Source organism: Limnobaculum zhutongyuii, from assembly GCF_004295645.1.
GTDB lineage: Bacteria > Pseudomonadota > Gammaproteobacteria > Enterobacterales > Enterobacteriaceae > Limnobaculum > Limnobaculum zhutongyuii.
Genome location: NZ_CP034752.1, coordinates 3,041,920 through 3,062,655, shown reverse-complemented (window position 1 = coordinate 3,062,655; position 20,736 = coordinate 3,041,920). Strand labels below are relative to the sequence as shown.

The 20,736-nt window shown below is 43.9% G+C and carries 20 protein-coding genes; 15 read left to right on the top strand and 5 right to left on the bottom strand.

Annotated features, from left to right (window positions below; all coding sequences use genetic code 11):
• The first annotated feature begins 785 nt into the window (after positions 1–785).
• The 4 genes from pdhR to lpdA all read left to right on the top strand — a co-directional run bounded on the left by pdhR (position 786) and on the right by lpdA (position 7,831).
• Positions 786–1,550, top strand: coding sequence for a pyruvate dehydrogenase complex transcriptional repressor PdhR (gene pdhR / locus EKN56_RS13780; RefSeq protein ID WP_130592308.1), 765 nt, complete (start codon positions 786–788; stop codon positions 1,548–1,550).
• Between the two features lie 118 nt (positions 1,551–1,668).
• Entirely contained in the window at positions 1,669–4,335 is a 2,667-nt protein-coding gene (gene aceE / locus EKN56_RS13775) for a pyruvate dehydrogenase (acetyl-transferring), homodimeric type (protein WP_130592307.1), read from the top strand.
• Positions 4,336–4,349: 14 nt separating this feature from the next.
• The gene (gene aceF / locus EKN56_RS13770; RefSeq protein ID WP_130592306.1) at positions 4,350–6,224 is read left to right on the top strand and encodes a pyruvate dehydrogenase complex dihydrolipoyllysine-residue acetyltransferase; all 1,875 of its coding nucleotides are present in this window, start codon (positions 4,350–4,352) and stop codon (positions 6,222–6,224) included.
• A 182-nt stretch (positions 6,225–6,406) separates the two neighbouring features.
• Positions 6,407–7,831 (top strand): dihydrolipoyl dehydrogenase, encoded by a 1,425-nt coding sequence (lpdA, locus tag EKN56_RS13765; RefSeq protein WP_130592305.1) that lies wholly within the window; start codon positions 6,407–6,409, stop codon positions 7,829–7,831.
• A gap of 138 nt (positions 7,832–7,969) precedes the next feature.
• Here the strand turns inward: lpdA and EKN56_RS13760 are convergent, their stop codons facing one another.
• From EKN56_RS13760 to EKN56_RS13750, 3 genes are all read right to left on the bottom strand, one after another.
• A complete protein-coding gene (locus tag EKN56_RS13760; protein ID WP_130592304.1) occupies positions 7,970–8,959 on the bottom strand; it encodes a phage integrase in 990 nt (329 codons plus the stop codon).
• Positions 8,960–9,037: 78 nt separating this feature from the next.
• The gene (locus EKN56_RS13755; RefSeq protein WP_130592303.1) at positions 9,038–9,334 is read right to left on the bottom strand and encodes a transcriptional regulator; all 297 of its coding nucleotides are present in this window, start codon (positions 9,332–9,334) and stop codon (positions 9,038–9,040) included.
• A gap of 121 nt (positions 9,335–9,455) precedes the next feature.
• On the bottom strand, positions 9,456–9,752 hold the full coding sequence (locus EKN56_RS13750; protein WP_246019828.1) for a helix-turn-helix domain-containing protein: 297 nt from the start codon (positions 9,750–9,752) through the stop codon (positions 9,456–9,458).
• Positions 9,753–9,849: 97 nt separating this feature from the next.
• Between EKN56_RS13750 and EKN56_RS13745 the strand changes: the two genes are divergently transcribed.
• A complete protein-coding gene (locus EKN56_RS13745; protein ID WP_130592302.1) occupies positions 9,850–10,179 on the top strand; it encodes a Cox family DNA-binding protein in 330 nt (109 codons plus the stop codon).
• Between the two features lie 214 nt (positions 10,180–10,393).
• Here EKN56_RS13745 and EKN56_RS13740 read toward each other — a convergent pair whose 3' ends face one another.
• Positions 10,394–10,624 carry a hypothetical protein gene (locus EKN56_RS13740; protein WP_130592301.1) on the bottom strand — a complete coding sequence of 77 codons (231 nt, stop codon included), beginning with the start codon at positions 10,622–10,624 and terminating at the stop codon, positions 10,394–10,396.
• Positions 10,625–10,731: 107 nt separating this feature from the next.
• Here EKN56_RS13740 and EKN56_RS13735 point away from each other — a divergent pair, with 107 nt between their 5' ends.
• The 10 genes from EKN56_RS13735 to EKN56_RS13695 all read left to right on the top strand — a co-directional run bounded on the left by EKN56_RS13735 (position 10,732) and on the right by EKN56_RS13695 (position 19,278).
• Positions 10,732–10,929 (top strand): hypothetical protein, encoded by a 198-nt coding sequence (locus tag EKN56_RS13735; RefSeq protein WP_130592300.1) that lies wholly within the window; start codon positions 10,732–10,734, stop codon positions 10,927–10,929.
• A gap of 96 nt (positions 10,930–11,025) precedes the next feature.
• Positions 11,026–11,241, top strand: a complete 216-nt coding sequence (locus tag EKN56_RS13730) for a phage filamentation protein Fil family protein (protein WP_130592299.1) — start codon at positions 11,026–11,028, stop codon at positions 11,239–11,241.
• A gap of 25 nt (positions 11,242–11,266) precedes the next feature.
• A complete protein-coding gene (locus tag EKN56_RS13725; protein WP_130592298.1) occupies positions 11,267–11,458 on the top strand; it encodes a hypothetical protein in 192 nt (63 codons plus the stop codon).
• A gap of 78 nt (positions 11,459–11,536) precedes the next feature.
• Entirely contained in the window at positions 11,537–11,746 is a 210-nt protein-coding gene (locus tag EKN56_RS13720) for a DUF2732 family protein (RefSeq protein WP_130592297.1), read from the top strand.
• 2 nt (positions 11,747–11,748) lie between these two features.
• Positions 11,749–11,964, top strand: coding sequence for a TraR/DksA C4-type zinc finger protein (locus EKN56_RS13715; RefSeq protein WP_130592296.1), 216 nt, complete (start codon positions 11,749–11,751; stop codon positions 11,962–11,964).
• Positions 11,965–11,974: 10 nt separating this feature from the next.
• The gene (locus EKN56_RS20955; protein ID WP_168189654.1) at positions 11,975–12,115 is read left to right on the top strand and encodes a hypothetical protein; all 141 of its coding nucleotides are present in this window, start codon (positions 11,975–11,977) and stop codon (positions 12,113–12,115) included.
• Between the two features lie 17 nt (positions 12,116–12,132).
• On the top strand, positions 12,133–12,987 hold the full coding sequence (locus EKN56_RS13710) for a DNA adenine methylase (protein WP_130592295.1): 855 nt from the start codon (positions 12,133–12,135) through the stop codon (positions 12,985–12,987).
• 251 nt (positions 12,988–13,238) lie between these two features.
• Complete coding sequence (locus EKN56_RS13705; protein WP_130592294.1) at positions 13,239–15,761, top strand: replication endonuclease; 2,523 nt, start codon at positions 13,239–13,241, stop codon at positions 15,759–15,761.
• Positions 15,762–15,991: 230 nt separating this feature from the next.
• Positions 15,992–17,077, top strand: coding sequence for an AAA family ATPase (locus tag EKN56_RS13700; RefSeq protein WP_130592293.1), 1,086 nt, complete (start codon positions 15,992–15,994; stop codon positions 17,075–17,077).
• Positions 17,077–19,278: a S8 family peptidase gene (locus EKN56_RS13695; RefSeq protein WP_130592292.1), complete on the top strand. Its 2,202-nt coding sequence runs from the start codon at positions 17,077–17,079 to the stop codon at positions 19,276–19,278. The genes EKN56_RS13700 and EKN56_RS13695 overlap by 1 nt, the downstream gene beginning before the upstream one ends.
• Positions 19,279–19,683: 405 nt before the next feature.
• Here EKN56_RS13695 and EKN56_RS13690 read toward each other — a convergent pair whose 3' ends face one another.
• Positions 19,684–20,736, bottom strand: a complete 1,053-nt coding sequence (locus EKN56_RS13690) for a phage portal protein (protein ID WP_407656485.1) — start codon at positions 20,734–20,736, stop codon at positions 19,684–19,686.

The window sequence follows — 20,736 nt, the reverse complement described above, 5'->3', positions numbered from 1 at the left end:
GTATCAGAGAATCGATAACAATCATTCTGTATAAAAATATTTACAGTCGCCAATAAAAAGTTTTTAGATACCGTCTATCAGTGCGGCAAGAATAGTGGTAAACAAAAATGTTTGCATTATTTTTCTTCCTTTAGTGTTTTATTCTGTTCTTTTCTGTGTAATAAATTGAAAACGATAACTGTAAAACTATTTATTTTTCAATAAATTAATTTTTTGGTTTCTACCAGAATAGCGGGGTGGTTGATGTTGCTATAATGGTAAACAGACCATTTAATCCCCTCCGTTAGCAACAGGTGTTATATAAAAGTGTTTTTACTGGTTTTTGTCTTTTATAACACCCGATAAAGATAATGCGTTTTAGTGTTTACCAATGACACCGACAAAGGTTTCCTTCTATTTACTGATGCTATAGCCGGGCAGTTGCACAGATTTTCAGTAAATTTTTTGGAAGGCAATTGGCAAATCCCTCCCTGCATACTCTTCATTTAAATTGAATTTAATTTCTTATTATTTGGTTTTTTATTCACAGATTGGTTTGCTGATCCGCTTCAGTTTTACTTTTTATTCGTTTCAAAAACGTTAAATCTATGTGGGTGTTGCTGAATCGTTAATACCTCCGTAGAGGTACGCCAGTTAACGATATCCTGTATAAATCACAGCGATAGGTAAGGTTTTATGATTTAGGTCAAAGGCCATATGGACACAAGGTGAATAATTTGTTACTTTATCGTCACACTTTTGATATTGGTATTACCAATTGACTTCGGGGCATTTTGAGAAGCATTATGGTTTATAGCAAGGTTCGCCAACCCAAGTTATCCGACGTGATCGAGCAGCAGCTCGAGGCGCTGATTCTTGAAGGAACCCTCCGTCCCGGGGAGAAACTTCTTCCTGAACGTGAGTTAGCTAAACAATTCGATGTTTCCCGCCCGTCATTAAGAGAAGCCATCCAGCGTTTGGAAGCGAAAGGATTATTGTTACGTCGCCAGGGAGGCGGTACTTTTGTACAAACCAACCTGTGGCAAAGTTTAAGAGATCCTTTAAGCGAGCTGTTGGCCGATCATCCTGAATCCCAGTTTGACCTGTTAGAAACACGGCATGCCTTAGAAGGTATTGCGGCCTACTACGCAGCTTTACGCGGTACTGATGAAGATTTCCAACGTATTCGCGAATATCACCAACAAATCGAAGTCGCGCAGGCTTCCGGTGATAAGCAAAACGAAGCTGAAGCCGTAATGCAGTATCAGACAGCGGTAACCGAAGCCAGCCATAATGTGGTACTGCTTCACCTGCTGCGCTGCATGACGCCGCTGTTAGAACAAAATGTCCGCCAGAATTTCGATTTACTCTATTCCCGCCGTGAAATGCTGGAAAGAGTGAGTAATCACAGGGCTAGCATATTCGAAGCTATTGTTGCACGTGAACCAGAAAAAGCGCGTGAAGCATCGCATCGACATTTAGCCTTTATTGAGGAAGTGCTGCTCGACCTCGACAGAGAACACACTCGCCGCGAGCGATCGCTGCGGTTGTTACAGCAGCATAGGGATTAGAGCTTTCGGCTCACCACAACACCGAGCCTGTCTTAATAACGTCTGCGTCCCTCTGGTGTAAGACGCTATTAGGACAGGCTTTGAATAACTAACGTAAAGATAGAATAAGGAAACAACCATGTCGGAAATTGTAAATCAAGACGTGGATCCGATTGAAACCCGCGATTGGTTGCAGGCGATCGAATCGGTCATCCGTGAAGAAGGCGTTGAGCGTGCTCAATACCTGATTGATCAGGTTATGGCGTCTGCACGTAAGGCCGGCGTCAATTTACCTTCAGGTGAAGGGTTCGTCAGTGATTACATTAATACTATCCCACTGTCTGAAGAACCTACCTATCCAGGTAACCTTGATTTAGAACGTCGTATCCGTTCTATTATTCGTTGGAATGCGGTAATGACCGTGCTGCGCGCTTCCAAGAAAGATCTGGAACTGGGTGGCCATATGGCATCATTCCAGTCTTCAGCGACTATTTATGATGTGTGTTTTAACCACTTCTTCCGTGCTCGTAACGCTAAAGATGGCGGCGATCTGGTGTTCTTCCAGGGTCATATCTCTCCGGGAATCTATGCGCGTGCTTTCCTTGAAGGCCGTCTGACCGAAGAGCAAATGAATAACTTCCGTCAGGAAGTTCACGGTAAAGGTCTTTCTTCTTATCCTCACCCTAAACTGATGCCGGAATTCTGGCAGTTCCCAACCGTTTCTATGGGGCTGGGTCCAATCAGCGCCATTTATCAGGCTCGTTTCCTGAAATACCTGCATAACCGTGGCCTGAAAGATACTTCTGCACAAACCGTTTACGCCTTCCTGGGCGATGGTGAAATGGATGAGCCAGAATCTAAAGGCGCTATCACCATTGCCACCCGCGATAAGCTGGACAATCTGGTATTCATCATTAACTGTAACTTACAGCGTCTTGATGGCCCGGTTACTGGTAACGGTAAAATTGTTAACGAACTGGAAGGCATCTTTAAAGGCGCTGGCTGGGACGTGATTAAAGTGATGTGGGGCAACCGTTGGGATGACCTGCTGCGTAAAGACACCACCGGTAAACTGATTCAGTTAATGAATGAAACCGTTGATGGTGACTATCAAACATTCAAATCCAGAAACGGTGCTTACGTTCGTGAACACTTCTTCGGCAGATACCCGGAAACCGCAGCGCTGGTCAAAGATATGACCGACGATGAAATCTGGGCTCTGAACCGTGGTGGTCACGATCCAAGAAAAGTGTATGCAGCACTGAAGAAAGCACAAGAAACTCAGGGCAAACCAACCGTGATTTTAGCTCACACCATTAAAGGTTATGGTATGGGTGAAACTGCGGAAGGTAAAAATATCGCTCACCAGGTTAAGAAAATGAACATGGAAGGCGTTCGCCAATTCCGCGATCGTTTCAATGTGCCTGTTGCTGATGCCGATATCGAAAACCTGCCGCTGCTGACGCTGGATAAAGATTCTGAAGAGTACAAATACCTGCACGAGCGCCGTAATGCGTTAGAAGGTTATCTGCCAAGCCGTTTGACTGAGTTTACTCAGCCGCTGACGATTCCTGCATTAAGTGAATTCAGCCAACTGCTGGAAGAGCAGAATAAAGAAATCTCTACCACTATCGCCTTCGTTCGTGCGCTGAACGTTATGCTGAAAGATGCTTCAATCGGTCCACGTTTAGTGCCGATTCTGGCTGATGAAGCACGTACTTTCGGTATGGAAGGTCTGTTCCGTCAAATCGGTATTTATAGTCCTAAAGGCCAGCAATACGTTCCTCAGGACCGTGAGCAAGTGGCTTACTATAAAGAAGATGAGAAAGGTCAGATTCTGCAGGAAGGTATTAACGAACTGGGTGCGGGTGCATCATGGCTGGCTGCGGCAACATCTTATAGCACCAACGATTACCCAATGATTCCATTCTACATCTACTACTCTATGTTCGGTTTCCAACGTATTGGTGACCTGTGCTGGATGGCAGGGGATCAGCAAGCACGTGGTTTCTTAGTGGGTGGTACCTCTGGCCGTACTACGCTGAACGGTGAAGGTCTGCAACACGAAGATGGTCATAGCCACATTCAGGCGCTGACTATTCCAAACTGTATCTCTTATGACCCAACTTACGCTTATGAAGTGGCTGTTATCATGCATGACGGTTTACAGCGTATGTATGGTAATCAGGAGAACGTTTACTACTACATCACTACCCTGAACGAAAACTATCACATGCCAGCAATGCCGGCAGGTGTGGAAGAGGGTATCCGTAAAGGTATCTATAAACTGGAAACCGTAGCGGGCAATGGTAAAGGTAAAGTTCAACTGATGGGTTCAGGTTCTATTCTGCCTCACGTACGTGAAGCGGCTCAGATTCTGGCTAAAGACTATGGCATCAGCTCTGATGTTTACAGCGTAACGTCATTCACCGAACTGGCTCGTGATGGTCAGGATTGTGAGCGTTGGAACATGCTGCATCCGTTAGAGACTCCACGTGTGCCTTATGTTGCTCAAGTAATGAATGATGCGCCAGCTGTAGCTTCAACTGACTATATGAAACTGTTTGCTGAACAAATTCGTAACTTTATTCCAGCCAGCGAGTTCCGCGTACTGGGTACTGATGGCTTCGGTCGTTCAGACAGCCGCGAAAACCTGCGTCACCACTTCGAAGTTGATGCTTCCTACGTTGTGGTTGCTGCACTGGGTGAACTGGCAAAACGCGGCGACGTGCCGGCCAGCGCTGTGGCTGAAGCGATTACCAAATTTGGTATCGATGCAGACAAAGTTAACCCACGTCTGGCATAAGAGGTAAAGATTAAATGACTATTGAAATCAAAGTGCCGGACATCGGCGCTGACGAAGTAGAAGTAACCGAACTGCTGGTGAAAGTAGGTGACACCGTTGAGGCTGAGCAATCACTCATCACCGTTGAAGGTGATAAAGCTTCAATGGAAGTTCCTTCACCACAGGGTGGTGTCGTTAAAGAAATTAAAGTACAGGTGGGCAGTAAAGTGTCTACTGGTACGCTGATTATGATCTTTGATGGTGCTGATGCAGCTCCAGCTCCGAAAGCAGAAGCTCCAGCTGCTGCTCCGGCAGCCAGTGCTCCTGCGGCTTCAGCCGCTAAAGATGTTCAGGTTCCTGACATCGGCGGTGATGAAGTAGAAGTAACCGAAGTGTTGGTGAAAGTGGGTGATAAAGTTGAAGCTGAACAATCACTGATTACTGTTGAAGGCGATAAAGCTTCAATGGAAGTTCCTGCTCCGTTCGCGGGTGTGGTTAAAGAGATTAAAGTACAGGTGGGCAGTAAAGTGTCTACCGGTACCTTGATTATGGTGTTTGAAGTAGCGGGCGCAGCGCCTGCGGCGGCAAGTGCACCAGCGGCATCTGCAGCACCAGCGGCAACCGGTGGCGTATCTGCGAAAGACGTTCAGGTTCCGGATATCGGCGGTGACGAAGTAGAAGTGACCGAAGTGCTGGTGAAAGTAGGCGACAAAATTGAAGCTGAACAATCACTGATTACCGTTGAAGGTGATAAAGCCTCAATGGAAGTTCCGGCACCGTTTGCGGGTACCGTTAAAGAGATCAAAGTTCAGGTAGGCAGCAAAGTGTCTACTGGTTCACTGATTATGGTGTTTGAAGTAGCGGGCGCCGCGCCTGCGGCGGCAAGTGCACCAGCTCCGGCCGCTGCTGCGCCAGCCCCTGCTGTTGCAGCGGCTAAACCAGCGGCTCCGGCTGCTTCCGGCAGCAATGAGTTCGCAGAGAACGATGCTTATATCCATGCGACTCCGGTGATTCGTCGTCTGGCTCGTGAGTTTGGCGTTAACCTGGCGAAAGTGAAAGGTACAGGTCGTAAAGGCCGTATCCTGAAAGAAGACGTTCAGGCCTACGTGAAAGATGCCGTGAAACGCGTTGAATCCGGTGCGGTTGCTGCTTCTGGTGGCTCTCTGCCGGGTCTGTTACTGTGGCCGAAAGTAGATTTCAGCAAGTTTGGTGATATTGAAGAAGTTGAACTGGGGCGTATCCAGAAGATCTCTGGTGCTAACCTGCATCGTAACTGGGTAATGATCCCTCATGTTACACAGTTCGATGAAACTGATATTACTGATGTTGAAGCTTTCCGTAAGCAGCAAAACGTTGAAGCCGAGAAGAAAAAGCTGGATGTGAAAATCACTCCGCTGGTCTTCATCCTGAAGGCCGTTGCCAAAGCGCTGGAAGAAATGCCTCGCTTTAACAGCTCATTGTCGGAAGATGGTCAGAAGCTGACGCTGAAGAAATACATCAACATTGGTGTTGCTGTTGATACACCTAATGGCCTGGTGGTTCCGGTGTTCCGTGATGTGAATAAGAAAGGCATCGTTGAGCTGTCTCGTGAACTGGCTGAAATCTCCAAGAAAGCGCGTGCCGGTAAGCTGACAGCGTCCGACATGCAGGGTGGTTGCTTCACGATTTCCAGCCTGGGTGGTATCGGTGGTACTGCGTTTACCCCAATCGTTAACGCACCAGAAGTGGCTATCTTAGGCGTATCTAAATCGTCAATGAAGCCGGTTTGGAATGGTAAAGAGTTTGCACCACGTCTGATGCTGCCACTGTCTCTCTCCTACGATCACCGCGTGATCGACGGTGCTGATGGTGCGCGTTTCATCAGTTTCATTAACGATGCGATGTCTGACATCCGCCGTTTAGTGATGTAATTAAAAGGCCGGCCACTGGCCGGCCTTTTAATTCTTGTTTTTGTACGGAATTATTGGGAACTCTTGTTTGCAGAATTGTTATGTTTCTGTAAACTGAAGTGGTCACACAGGTTCCGGCAATGCACGCTATGATGAAACAGAACCAACGCCGGTCGGCCGGGAAAAAATTTAAGAGGTCATAGATGAGTACTGATATTAAAACTCAGGTTGTGGTACTTGGAGCAGGTCCCGCAGGTTATTCAGCAGCTTTCCGCTGCGCGGATTTAGGTCTGGACACCATTATCGTTGAACGTTATTCCACTCTGGGTGGCGTATGTTTGAACGTAGGTTGTATCCCTTCAAAAGCGCTGCTTCACGTTGCTAAAGTAATTGAAGAAGCGAAAGCACTTGCCGTACACGGTATCGTTTTTGGCGAGCCAAAAACCGATATTGATAAAGTTAGAGTCTGGAAAGAAAAAGTTATCGACCAACTGACAGGCGGTCTGGCGGGTATGGCCAAGATGCGTAAAGTTCAGGTGGTTAATGGTTATGGTAAGTTTGTTGGCCCGAATACCATTGCGGTTGAAGGTGAAAATGGCGTAACTAACATTAATTTTGATAACGCTATTATTGCTGCGGGTTCTCGTCCTATCCAGTTACCATTTATTCCTCATGAAGATCCACGCGTTTGGGACTCTACTGATGCGTTAGCGCTGAAGTCTGTGCCTAAGCGTCTGCTGGTTATGGGTGGTGGTATCATCGGCCTGGAAATGGGTACGGTTTATCACGCTCTGGGTTCTCAGATCGACGTAGTAGAAATGTTTGATCAAGTGATTCCTGCCGCAGATAAAGACGTAGTTAAAGTGTTTACCAAACGTATCAGTAAGCAGTTTAACCTGATGCTGGAAACCAAAGTAACTGCGGTTGAAGCGAAAGAAGATGGTATCTATGTAACGATGGAAGGCAAAAAAGCACCTGCCGAACCACAGTGTTATGATGCCGTTCTGGTTGCCATTGGTCGTGTACCAAATGGAAAACTGCTGGAAGCGGGCAAAGCAGGTATTGAGGTTGACGATCGTGGTTTTATCCATGTTGATAAGCAAATGCGTACTAACGTTCCTCATATCTTTGCTATCGGTGATATCGTTGGTCAGCCAATGCTGGCACACAAAGGTGTTCATGAAGGCCATGTGGCTGCAGAGGTTATCTCTGGTAAGAAACACTACTTCGATCCAAAAGTTATTCCATCTATTGCCTATACCGAGCCGGAAGTGGCATGGGTTGGTCTGACAGAGAAAGAAGCAAAAGAGAAAGGGATTAACTATGAAGTTTCTACTTTCCCTTGGGCGGCCTCCGGTCGTGCAATTGCTTCCGACTGTGCAGACGGTATGACCAAGCTGATTTTCGATAAAGATTCTCACCGTATCATCGGTGGTGCCATTGTTGGTACCAACGGTGGTGAACTGTTAGGTGAAATTGGTTTAGCGATTGAAATGGGCTGTGATGCTGAAGATATTGCATTAACTATTCATGCTCACCCAGCATTGCATGAATCAGTTGGTCTGGCTGCGGAAGTGTATGAAGGTACAGTGACCGACTTACCTAATCCAAAAGCCAAGAAAAAGTAATTAACTGGCTATTTAGCTATATAAAAAACCGCTTCGGCGGTTTTTTTATTTGCCGTTAATGCGGGGGCTTTACGAGATATCAATGAGTTAAGTTACCCACAATGAGACCAACGCCCCCCATTAAACCCTATCACATGGTCAAGTTATGGACATGCCCCTCAGTGGGTTTAGGGTTATTGCTTCATAAAGATGGTCAGGTGCAAAGTGCGCATAAATCATCGTTTGATGTATGTTTGAGTGACCAAGTATTCTTTGAAGCGTAATAATGTTTCCTCCATTGATCATGAAGTGTGTTGCAAAGGTATGCCTGAGAACGTGAACAGCTTGGCCCTTCGGCATGTCGGGTTTGATTGCTTTTATCATCATCCTTAGAATGTTGTAATTAGCACTTTCAAATAACCGGCCTGACTCTTTAGTTTTAATATAATCTTTAACTTCTTGTGATATGGGTACCGTTCTCTTTTTGCCGTTTTTTGTTTCATAGAATGTCACTTTATTATCAATGATGTGCTCAGCCTTTACGCTGAATGCCTCCTTCCAACGAACCCCCGTGCACAAAGAAAGAAGAGCTATCCGCCGCTCATCACCGTTTATATCTAGTGATTTCAGAAGGGCCGAGATTTCATCATCAGACAAGAAAACCATTTCAGGGATATCCTCTTTTAAGGGTTTTATTTGTCTTGCGGGGTTTTCGCTATGATAGAGATCGGCGCTAATCAGTGCGCTGAACATTCCCGCCAAATATGTCATCATTCTATTTGCTGTTGATGCTTTTATATCTGATTGCAGCAGTGTTGATAGGTACTTCAGCAAAAACGGTTTCGTTAACATATACGCTCTGGGATAACCCATATCCCGGTCGTTCTTTTTTAACTTACCGTATGTTTTATCACCGTGCTCTTGAGTACGGCCTATTAGCTCCCACCATATTTCTATTAACTCAGCCAGTGGGCGCTTATCTGCCGGTTTTTCTAGCCACTCTTTATTATGATAATTCGTTAGAATATATCTCTCGAATGTGCGTGCTTCTGCTTTATTGTCAAACTTCCGCCTGATGCGTTTTCCCTCTGCACCCTGCGGTCTTACGTCCACTTCATAACGACCATCTTCAAGCTTTTTAATAGACATAAAGCCCTCCGATGTGTTCTGTCTGATATGTTGTACTTGCTATAAAAGCGTTATAAACCGTAAGCCAGTTTTCCGGCTTTAAAGGTATAACGTTATTATTTCTGGCCCACAGCGAGAGAGAGCCGGATCTATTTGTCCGGCCTCATATGCAACTTGTCCGATTGCTAGCCATAGTATGTATTTCCTGTATCTATCCTTATCCAATAAAATCAGTTTTTCTATTACTGTTGGATCGTATATTTCCCCCTCTGTTTCATAGCCTTTAATAACATTCAGCGCTATGTCTGTTGATAAAGAAAATAACTCCTGTGTCATTCCTTCAGCCAGTCGAATTGCCAGTAGCTTCTCAGCATAATTAGTCGATTTTAAAATCATAAACTCTCTCTATTTATAAATTACAATTTGCTTATAAAACCAATAGTTATAAGCAGTTCTGTGTAACTTCTTAATAGTAGAGACTCTTGTCTGCAATTGCTGTATCGATATTATTTATTGGCTAGCCGATTTTCTTAGAATTAGAATCTGACTCCGTGAGTGTTTCATCTGGTTCTACTTGCCCAGATTCAGGGGCCGTTTCACCTAGTAACAGCCACATGGTGTATTTCTTATATTCTTCAGTGCTTATAACTCTTTCAACTATGGCTATTCCTGCACCTTGCTGGCCAGTTTCATATTTCTTAATTGTGCCTAGCGCTAATCCAGTTATTTCAGAGAATTTTTTCTGAGTGACGCCCGTGGATTTTCTCAACGTTAGTAACTTTTTTGCGTAATCAGTTGACAAGGTTCTTATCAAAGCACTATTCTCTATCTAAAGGTGCTTGATTAAGCACCGACAAATAAACCCTAAGACGCCCTGACGCGACCTAGGAACCAAGACGAGAGGATAACAAATGTTAGAGATTGCAGATAGCACATCATCAAATCTGGTGACCGTTGAATTTTTTGCGAGCTATATCGGCAAGACACCTAGCGCCGTGCGCAAGATGGTTCAGGCGGGAAAACTGCCTGTTATCCGCATGAAGAATCCAGAGAAGCCAAGCGGTGAAGGTGAGATTTATATTCATAAGGGCGAGTGGGACGATTTTGCCGCCCATCTGGCCGAAGTTGCCGAGCCTGAGTGGCACGCATGGAAAGATCGTTTATTCACATCACCTAAGCAAAGAAACCGTAAGCCCGCTACCGGCGCTAAGAATTCAAAGGCCCAACAGCCACGGGCCTGACAGAAATCTGAGGGCGGTGTTTTCGGTGGAGTTCTTATAAAAAAAGTGAACAGAAACCGGATGCATCGCAATCAGTATCAACGGCTCAGTGAGGTAACGACAATGCCAGAATCAGAGACTAGACATCAAGAATATGATTCAGAGGTAATAGTTATAACCTCTGAATATCAAGGCCACAAACTGAGTAGTACCTGTTTTTTGAAATCAGGCTCAATCAATGAGCCTGGATACCTTCAGGTGCTTTCTCGCCATGCTCAATTACATCGACATAGCATTGAAGCTGCTCTATTAGCCGCTTCATCTGATGAATATTCAGCTTAGTAAATACTTCATCAGCGGCAGGTAAGTCGCTCTGTGTATAGGTGAAGTTAATAGAAATGGTATCGGGGTATGCGGGGGCTGGTTCAAGTATTGTCCATCCTTCAACCGTAATGTAAGGGTTCATTGTTGTTCCTTGTGGTTGGTCGTCTTTGGCGATTCGATCTTACCATGAGTCAATTATTTGGCATCGTCAAAATGCCAGCATTCAATTTAATTCAAAAGGATAAGTACATGTCATTTAAATACCCATTAAGCGCAGTAGTTAAGGTTGGTCTCAGTGGTGAAGCAGGTCAGGTGAAAGGCCGAGCTGATTACGTTAGCGCCGGTAATCAGTATTACGTTCACTATCTTGCGGCTGACGGTCGCGCTGTTAACGCTTGGTTTGATGAAGATGAAATCCAACCAGCATCTGAAATGCCAAAAGCATAATTCCAATTACAAAGCCCATTACGTTAGTGGGCTTGATAATTAGAGTATTACTGGTATCCCGCCAAAATTATTGACAAAGAATGGAGTGCAAGCCCAATGAGCGAATGCAGATCACTATCCGGTATGTTGCGACAAGGTCAAGAGGTGACACACTGCCATCATTCACGTGGCTGGATTGAAACCCCGGACGGTCGTCATTTTCAGCCAAAAGCCAGCGAAGTGAAATTTTTACCGGGTTTGGCTAAGCCGTGGCTCTCCGGTGTTAAATGTTCGCGTCGGTGGTGGGCTCGGTTAATGGGTATTACTGCGTAGTTCTTGTAAACAGTAAGGGGGATATATGACTTATAAACGCAACTACATTCTAAATGTCATTATCCCTTCAATTGAGCGAGAAGGACTGACAATTAAAACTAAGTACGGTGAGGTAACAATTAATTCAACCCGCGAGGTAGTCGTTAATTTCCTTGCTGCTTTGAGCGAAGAGTTAAGTAAACAGGAAAAAAGGCCAGCGCCTGATATTCCGTTTTAATCATAATTAATTTTATTAAATAAATTCTTACGTCAAATAAATGGCGGGGATCGCTTTATCCAAAATAAGGAAAAAGAAATGTTAACTCCAGATATAAAACCACCCGATTTTCTGGCGGCATTAAATGAAGCAAGAAAAGATGAAAGGCGCAATTATGCCGCTGTTGTTGCTTCCCGCTTAGAAGGTCTTGCCAACTTTATCGTTGATGAGTCTCCGGCTGATATTGCAGCGATTCTGCGTGATGAAGCAGAGGTGTTTAATAGAGTCGCCAGCGGCTCAGAGGTCTGATTATGGCTGATGAAATCGATATAGCTCAAGAACGGCAATCAATTGTATTGGATAGCCAGATCGCTGCTGCCCGTTTGAGCGCGGGTGTTTCGGCATTCATCTGCGAGGATTGTGATAAGCCAATACCTGAAGCTCGACGCCTTGCCTTTAGCGGGGTGACTCGTTGCATTCATTGTCAGGAACGTCATGAGCTTTTGAGTAAGCACTATAGGAAATAGAGGTGAGCTGATGCTGTTTGATAACTGGCTGGACGTTGTTGTTATCACTGGAGCTGTTTTATTAATCGCACTCATTGCTTTCATCATTTTTTGTGAATGGAAGGAAGAGCGCGATTTTATGAATAGCCCAGAGAATAAAAATTACGATTAATGGAATAAGGCATTTATATGAATCGTTCATTTTTAAAATGGCAGGGCGGGAAAGGTACTGTCATTGATGAAATTAAAAAACACCTTCCAACAGGTAAAAGATTAATTGAGCCTTTTGTGGGGGCGGGTAATGTATTTATTAACACTGATTACAATGAGTATATTTTGAATGATATTAACCCCGACCTTATGGGCGCGTACTATTATTTGAAATTGAATCATATTAGTTTTATGCAGCGATTGGCTCAGCTTTTTATTGAGGGGGCAGATCAAACCGGTTATTTATCTAGTCGAAAAATATTTAATAGCGGCAGGCGTTGCGGTAAAAATTTTGAGCGCGCCGTGCTTTTTGTTTATTTAAATCGGCATTGCTTCAATGGTGTCTGTAGATATAACCAACAGGGTGATTTTAACGTCCCCTTTGGTGATTCCAAGAAAGCCTATTTTCCTGATAGTGAAATGCTTTCATTCGCTGAAAAATTAACTAACGCTAGTCTATGTAGCACCGACTTTGAAGAAGTGATCGCCATAGCTAAGAACGGCGATGTAATTTATTGCGATCCGCCGTACCTACCAGCCTCAAAAACAGCAAGCTTTACCACTTATCACACAAAGCCATTCACCACCGAAGACCATCAACGACTAAATGCCGCGCTAATTGCTGCCGCTGAACGCGGTGCCAGCGTTGTTCTATCGAACAGTAATACCACCGAAACCCGCGAAATATACCCAGACTTTATCTTTTTTGAAATTGATGCCCGTCGATCATCAGCCGCTAAAGCGGGTAGCCGGAAGTCAGTCAAAGAGTTGATTGGGGTCTTACCCAGACCACATGCAGTTTTATTAGATCAGGCAGGGGACAGGATGATATGACAAACGTATTTCAATTGAGTGAGGCATATGCCGAACAATCGGTGAGATTGAAGCTCAGAATGCTGGGGAGTAAACGCCGTCCTTTTAATTCTTATTCTAACTGTGAAATTGGAGTAAGAGTGGATGGGCGCAGTTTAAAACACTTGAACCGTAAACTCAGATCTATCAGACCTCGCGGAAAGGTGTTCTCTATGATTATGCGGCGTCAATTTTCACGACTTTCCATTTTAGTTGAAGATGGACGCAAGTGAATGACCACCGAAACTCATGGCCGTTACGCACCATCTGAGCCAGCACCATATCCGGGTATTATTGATGATACCCGGTATGCTTATATGTGGAATAAACCACGTAAAGCGGTTGGTCTGTTTTTTGATGATGAAATAGACGAGTCTGAAGTATTTAGCGTTAGCCCGTTAGTTGCTAAGCATCTTGAAAGAATGAAACATGATTGGCAACCGCTAGGGGCGGCGGTTATACAGAGAATTAAGGAGCAGGCTCAAGAGGAACGATCCGAGCACGAAAGAAAAAAGGTGACGTGGGCTGAAACACCCGAAGGTGTAGAACAGCGTTTTAATGAACAACCTTCTTTTATCCATCAGGCGCTATTGCCTAAAGTGAACTGGTTGCGCCAGAACCGAGATCAAAAACACATCAATGCTTTTTTCATGGGATCCGTGAGAAAAGCATTGCTGCGTCTTGATGCCGTGCGCCAGCGGCAGAGTGTTAATAGTGGTCATGGTTATGAGCTGGCTGCTTACTATTTCCGGCGCTGGCCGCATTTGGCTACATTCAGCAAGAAACAGGTAATCACCGTTGCGCATGAGATTGCAGCCCGGCTGACTGAAATGTTTGAAACAGAGTGCTCAGCGATAGGTAGCCGCCCATCTGAAATGTCAGACGATGATTTATTGTGGCTATACCGACATTTAGGCGCTGAAATGTTTGCCTTACGGGTGACGCCTCCGGCATGGCAGTCGCTTAATGCTAAAGGTGGTTTTTCCCGAACCCAGTGTTATTCATCTTTATTGCGTATCTCAAACCCTGATTGGTGGGGGCGTAAGCTGTGGCGGTTGCGTTGTGAATGGCGTGAGAATCAGTTTAGGGCCGCGGGCGTTATCCATAAAAAACGGATGCCTTACGTTAGCTTTGATGCTCTGAACCAGTGGCAAGAACAGCGCCGAAAGAATCGGGCGTTTTTCCAGTCTCACGATCTGGTTGACGACGAAGGCAATATTGTCAGCTTAGAAGATATGGTTAACGCCAGCGTAAGTAATCCGGCAATCCGCCGTCATGAGCTGATGAATAGAATGTCTGGCGTTGAGCTTATTGCTCAGTCGCGCGGTGATGTTGGTATTTTTCTGACTATCACCTGTCCGTCAAAATACCACAGTAATATTCATAGCGGTCATCAAAATCCTAAGTGGAATCACACTACCGCGCGTCAGGGGCAGCAGTATTTATGCAAGGTCTGGGGACGGGCAACCTCAGCACTTAAGCGACAAGCTTTGCGCCCTTACGGGTTCCGCGTGGCGGAGCCTCATCACGATGGGACGCCGCACTGGCACGCCTTGTTATTTATGCCGCAGGATCAAGTAAAAGAAACGTTGGCCATTTTACGTGAATACTTCATAAAGGAAGATCGTCACGAATTAGGGCGTAATACTGGCGCGCGGTTTAAGTCTAAGAAAATGGATCCGCGCAAGGGGTCAGCAACTGCCTATGTTGCCAAATACATTAGTAAAAATATCGATGGCTATGCTCTTGACGGTGAACTGGATACCGAAACCGGCAAGTCACTAAAGGATACGGCAAAGTATGCAATGGCTTGGGCTTCTCAGCACAATATTCGACAGTTTCAGCCATTTGGCCAGCCGCCTGTCACTGTCTGGCGGGAGTTACGAAAGCTCAGTAATCAGTTAACCGGCATTCAGAAAGAAGCTGGGATCTTTCAGCCTGGCAAACAGATGCTACCTGATGCGGCTATGGATAATGTTATGGCTGCCGCTGATGCTGGTTGTTTTGCGACTTATATCGAAAAGCAGGGCGGTGTTCTTATTCCCCGTGAATGCTATACCGTGCGCCTGGCCTATGAAGAGGCCGAAGAGGTAAACGCTTACGGCGAATCACCAGAAAAGATTTTTGGAGTCTTCTCGCCGCACATCGGTATCACGTCCCGTATCTGTACCCGTCTTACAAGGTGGAAGATTTGCGCCAAGCATAAAACCGATAACGGCAAGGCGCGTAGCGCTGACGCCGAGGAGGTTTCTGGCTTTTCGCCGTCCGCAGGCGGCGCTTGGAGTTCTGTCAATAACTCTACGGGCGACCAAAAAACAGACGAAAAAATAGCGCCGGTAGAAGAAATTGGCAGTACATCTGAGCCAGAAATGTCTATGTCAGCTATTGATTTTGATAAGTTGGACGATAAAGAACGGCGTGCAATGCTACGGCGATTGCGAAAGCAGCCGCCAGATCGACGCAATGTTATTTGTTCGTCCACAATTCAGCGTAAGAAAACAGCAGGCGATCAGGCATTTAGCCCGCAGGCAGACGAACTGATCGCGAAAATCGAAGAATTCGCCCAGTCATTGGGCTGGCAGTTATCTCAGCATGAAACCCGCAGACTTGCCGCAGGGCATAAGGTTGATATTGATGGCCGGTATTATCGCGCCCGGCCAGACGGTTGTATCTATGCTGGCCAGCCCGAACCGCGGGCGCGGGTTTCTGCATTGATGACGCGAATACACAAATTAAGTATGGGGACAGATTTTTGAGCATTTTAGAGGTTATTGATGATTTAGTTATATGGCATAAAAACATTGTAGTCTTAGAAAAACATATAAAACAAAGGGTAGTGCTTCACTTTTAAGTTGGCCTGATTATTTATACAGTAAAAATTAAAGATAGCTCTTTCAATGTTTAGTCATATAGTGGTAATATTCTATGTAAAATATTGGTGTGTTGTTTTCCAGTTACTGTATGTTAATGATTTAAAGGTGTTTTTATGGTAAGTATAAACGAGGAAGATTTTTTCCGGCTTGTTGAGCAAGGCGTCAAAGGAAACGCTAATGCATTTGTTTTGCTTTGCAGAAGAATGATTAGCAATATAAGAAAAAATGATGAAGAACTTGCATCTAAATTAGCTAAATATATCTCTGATGGGACAGTGCTGCGTAGCGCAACAAAGAATTCTTCTATTCTTCCTGTTGATGGCGATTCTCGAAGAAACTTGTTGCAAGAAACGCCTATTGATAGCTCTTCTGAAGAACCAATGTGGAGCTCAGATATATCTAAAAAGTTAATGTCTATTGTTAACGAAAGGGAGAATACAGTTGCTTTACTAAAAGCCGGATTGGAGCCTGTAAAAGCTGTTTTACTTTCAGGGCCTCCCGGTGTAGGTAAAACAATGTCAGCGCATTGGCTTGCAGCTAGATTAAGTTTACCTCTGTTAACTTTAGATCTTTCTTCTGTTATGAGTTCTCTTTTGGGAAAAACAGGCAGCAACATAAAGTCTGTAATGGATTATGCTAAAGAATCTCCATGTGTTTTATTGCTTGATGAGTTTGATGCTGTAGCTAAAAAACGAGATGATGAGCGTGATGTTGGTGAATTAAAGAGGTTAGTCACTGTACTTTTACAGACTATAGATGAATGGCCTTCAACATCATTATTGGTGGCCGCTACAAATCATCCTGATATTTTAGATCCTGCAGTATGGCGTCGTTTTGAACATGTTTTAAATTTTGATAATCCTCAAGAGGATCTTATAAGATTATATTTAATTAAACATGGTGTAGATGAGTTTTTAGCTATAAAACTATCGACGCTACTTAATGGCATGTCATTCGCGACAATTAATAAATTATTAAACTACTCTAAAAAGAATGAAGTTCTTTCGAGTGTTTCATTTGAAAATTCTTTAATTGAATCAGTTATTATGGAAAAGTTACCTATATACAATAAGAATGATAAAGATTTAGAGGTAATAAAAAAACACTTTGAAGGAATATCTAATAGGAAGATAGCTGAATCAATGAGTATGTCACATCCAACGGTTTCAAATATTCTAAAAAAATGGGGTGTTAAATAATGGAACGTAACCTACTTCTAGGCAATGGTGATATTTTAACGAGTAAGGAAGAATTTGGTAAGGTTGGCGGGGATAAAAACTATCCTTATACCATTTCTGATGTTAGGAGCAAAATTAATAGTCAGATTGATAATGTTGTTGAAAGCTTTAGTGCGCTAGATCGAGTGGCAAAGCCAAGAGGTGAGAGTGTCTTTAATTTAACACTGCACCCGGCTTTTCTTGGTAAGTCATATTATCCTGAAAATATATTGCGTGTTTCTGGACTGAGAGACGTGGGTAGTAGGCAAATAACAATAACGCCACGCAAAGTCACAAGGAAAACTGATGAAAATAAAGAGTTAGTTACGGCGCAGTTATTCGTTAGTGGTAAAGAAGATGCTGTTAAAAAATTTAAGGAATTATTAAATTCAAATGCAACAGCAAAATATTTACAGAAAGAATTTACTGAGATTGAAGATGTTCAAAATTTCAATATCTTAGATAGAGAGCGGAATTTTAATTTAGCTCCTAAAGGGGAAGCTAAGTACGAGGTTGTTTTACATGCAGGGAATGATGACGATGATATTGTAAAAGCTTATGTATCTTATGCTGCATTACATAACGTTATTGTTGACTATAAAAATAAAATACAGGTCGGTGGGTTGACTTTTTTATCGGCAAAAGCAACTCAAGAAAACATCCGTAATACGCTTGATTTCGCTTTAATCCGTGTTGTTCGTCCTATGCCTATTCTTAGATGCACTCAACCTAATATAGTTAGGCAAATGTCAAACATTGAATTACCTTCATTGCCAATAGAAGGGGCCTATTCTCAATCAGGTAAAGTAGCAATATTTGATGGTGGATTAGGGACGACAGATTTAAATAATTGGGTTACAGAATATGCATATCCTGATACGCAAGAAACAGTAGGGTATTTGCTACAACATGGTAATGAAGTTACATCAACATTTTTATTTGGCCGAGTAGATAAGGATAATCCAGAATTTAATAGACCATTCATGAATGTAGATCATTATCGTGTTTTATCACCAGAATCGGGCAGCAACGGGGACTGGGATTTATTTGATGTATTAAAGAAAATTCAGCATGTTCTTGATACTGGCGATTATAAATTTGCTAACTTAAGTTTGGGCCCTAGACTTCCTATTGGTGATGATGAGGTTCATGTATGGACGGCAGTACTAGATCAGATCTGTGTTAAGCACGGAATTCTTCTAACGGTAGCTGTAGGAAATGACGGCGAAGAAGATGGTGACGCAGGAAGAATTCAGCCCCCATCAGATATGGTTAATGCTCTGGCTGTAGGTGCCGCCGATCGTAGTGGTAAAAAATGGGCCAGAGCCCCATACAGTTGCATTGGTCCAGGAAGAAGCCCCGGGTTTGTAAAACCTGATGGCATTATTTTTGGTGGTAGCGATGATGAGCCATTTTATACATATAATCCGTTGCTAGGTGCAATTGTTGGTGTCCAAGGTACTAGCTATGCTTCCCCTTTAGCATTAAGAACTGCAGTAGGTGTGGCTGCACTTTCTGGCACACCATTAAATACGATCGCTTTAAAAGCACTATTAGTTCATCACGCAGAGGCGTCTCGGAAAGATCCTAGAGAACATATTGGATGGGGCCGTTTTACTGAAGATCCAAACGAGCTAATCGATTGTAAAGACGATACTGCTACAGTTATTTACTACGGCTCTTTAGCTAAAGGCAAATATCTTCGTGCACCTATACCATTTCCAAATGTACCATTTCATGAATCATTTGAGCTATCAGCAACATTATGCATTCAAACTCCTGTTGATCCCGAACATTCCGTTAATTACACGAGGGCTGGTATGCAGGTGAGTTTTAGGCCACGTTTTGGTTTAGATGATACAGAAACAGATGACTTCTTTGGTCAGAAAAGTCAGTATAAAACCGAGCGAGAATGCAGAAATGAAGGACATAAATGGGAAACAACCCTTCATAGAGGTAAAAAGTTTAATGCAGATACTTTACTGAGCGATCCTGTATTTGATATTCGATATCATGCACGAGATTCTTCTCGTCATGTGGCAGGGAAATCAGCTCCTGATATGCAATACGCGATGGTCATAAGCGTGAAAGTGAAGGGATTAGATATGTATAATATTATTCGGCAGAGATATAAAATTCTGAATCCTATACAACTTCGTACTCAGATTTCTATTGAGTCATAATGAAGTAGCCGCCTTTTGGGCGGCTTAAACTTTAAATTAAGCTACAGATATTGAAAATAAATTTGATGCACGCTATTACATAAAATTGCACAAATTTTCTGAGAGCGCTTTTTCTTATTTAACCCAGCTACTGCACGGCCTCCCATGGACTGCACATATGCACAAAAAAGAGGCCTTTTAATGTGCGGGTGAGGTGGGGGAATCAGCGCGCGCTACGAGGTTGGGTGAGGGTATCCTCATGAAATGAGAAATTACCCGCTTTTTGGACTGTTTTTGTGGTGTATCGCTCTTCATTACGCCATGATGTAGGTGTGTTGAACGTGTGCTTAGAGCTTCAATGATGCGCAGTAATGATGGACAAGAAAAAAGCCGCGCTAGGCGGCTTCAGTAGTGGGTAATTGGAGGTTAAGCGGCTGATTTTTTAGCTAGTGCGTATTCATTGAATCGGATGACTTCAATACCTAACCAACTGTTTAATTCTTTTAGCGTTTCTTGTATTGGTAGCAACTCGTTCACTGAGAATACCTGAGCGGCCTTTTCTACGTCACCGAAGCCGCCAACATTGCCAGGCATAACGCCCATCAGTTGCGGCGGTACTCGATGGATTGCTAGCATATCGTCACGGGTTGCATCTTTAATACCGGTAAACTCATCTTTAGCGGCTATTTGACTGAACGGTAATATTTGTAATCCGTCTTTCTTACCGCCTGCAGCATAGACAAATAAGTTTTTAAATGCGCCGTTGCCGCGTGCTTCTTTCAGTGACCGTTTTAGTTTTTCAACATCAGCATTATTAGCAACCGGGTCGGTGAGATAAACGATAACGCCAGCGTGGCTACCGTTAATATAATAATTACGTCTGAATACTGTGGCCTCACCGTTCAGGCTGACGCTGTTCAGAGCAGCCATATATTCAGGGGATCCATAAATTTCTTGATGAATACTTGGGTTTTTTATTTGGCATACAGAACCTGGTTCAAAAGCGAAATCTTGCGCGTATCGAGTAACAAACCAATATTGGTCAAGATTGACACCGCGACGGGTATATTTGGCCAGACTGTGTTTTAGTTCAATGGGTTCACCGAGTCGATTGCGCCTGACTTCCATGAAGTTATTGCCAAATATTAAATAGTCTAATATCCATGCGCTCATATCCTGCCTGGATAGCAGAGGATGAGGAATATAACAGGACAGAATAACGTTCCGTTTAAAAAATAGTGGTGATGAGTGGTAGGCCGCATTGTCGAGCATACGAGCCAGACCATAAGTACTGATAGGTGTTTCATACCAGAGACCGTTATTTGCACATTCAAAGCAGTCATTGAGATCGCTCATTCTGTTTACAGTAATAGCATCACCAAAACTGAATGATTCTACCGACTCCATTGGCTCAGCACCTAGCTCAGCCGGTAGATTGGCCAGCGGTTTGGCCGTTCGTTTATTTTTATTGCGACTCAC

Excerpts from the sequence above, each read along its gene's own strand:
- pdhR (WP_130592308.1), top strand. The coding sequence starts at position 786 with ATGGTTTATAGCAAGGTTCGCCAACCCAAGTTATCCGACGTGATCGAG.
- aceE (WP_130592307.1), top strand. The coding sequence starts at position 1,669 with ATGTCGGAAATTGTAAATCAAGACGTGGATCCGATTGAAACCCGCGAT.
- aceF (WP_130592306.1), top strand. The coding sequence starts at position 4,350 with ATGACTATTGAAATCAAAGTGCCGGACATCGGCGCTGACGAAGTAGAA.
- lpdA (WP_130592305.1), top strand. The coding sequence starts at position 6,407 with ATGAGTACTGATATTAAAACTCAGGTTGTGGTACTTGGAGCAGGTCCC.
- EKN56_RS13760 (WP_130592304.1), bottom strand. The coding sequence starts at position 8,959 with ATGTCTATTAAAAAGCTTGAAGATGGTCGTTATGAAGTGGACGTAAGA.
- EKN56_RS13755 (WP_130592303.1), bottom strand. The coding sequence starts at position 9,334 with ATGATTTTAAAATCGACTAATTATGCTGAGAAGCTACTGGCAATTCGA.
- EKN56_RS13745 (WP_130592302.1), top strand. The coding sequence starts at position 9,850 with ATGTTAGAGATTGCAGATAGCACATCATCAAATCTGGTGACCGTTGAA.
- EKN56_RS13740 (WP_130592301.1), bottom strand. The coding sequence starts at position 10,624 with ATGAACCCTTACATTACGGTTGAAGGATGGACAATACTTGAACCAGCC.
- EKN56_RS13735 (WP_130592300.1), top strand. The coding sequence starts at position 10,732 with ATGTCATTTAAATACCCATTAAGCGCAGTAGTTAAGGTTGGTCTCAGT.
- EKN56_RS13730 (WP_130592299.1), top strand. The coding sequence starts at position 11,026 with ATGAGCGAATGCAGATCACTATCCGGTATGTTGCGACAAGGTCAAGAG.
- EKN56_RS13725 (WP_130592298.1), top strand. The coding sequence starts at position 11,267 with ATGACTTATAAACGCAACTACATTCTAAATGTCATTATCCCTTCAATT.
- EKN56_RS13720 (WP_130592297.1), top strand. The coding sequence starts at position 11,537 with ATGTTAACTCCAGATATAAAACCACCCGATTTTCTGGCGGCATTAAAT.
- EKN56_RS13715 (WP_130592296.1), top strand. The coding sequence starts at position 11,749 with ATGGCTGATGAAATCGATATAGCTCAAGAACGGCAATCAATTGTATTG.
- EKN56_RS20955 (WP_168189654.1), top strand. The coding sequence starts at position 11,975 with ATGCTGTTTGATAACTGGCTGGACGTTGTTGTTATCACTGGAGCTGTT.
- EKN56_RS13710 (WP_130592295.1), top strand. The coding sequence starts at position 12,133 with ATGAATCGTTCATTTTTAAAATGGCAGGGCGGGAAAGGTACTGTCATT.
- EKN56_RS13705 (WP_130592294.1), top strand. The coding sequence starts at position 13,239 with ATGACCACCGAAACTCATGGCCGTTACGCACCATCTGAGCCAGCACCA.
- EKN56_RS13700 (WP_130592293.1), top strand. The coding sequence starts at position 15,992 with ATGGTAAGTATAAACGAGGAAGATTTTTTCCGGCTTGTTGAGCAAGGC.
- EKN56_RS13695 (WP_130592292.1), top strand. The coding sequence starts at position 17,077 with ATGGAACGTAACCTACTTCTAGGCAATGGTGATATTTTAACGAGTAAG.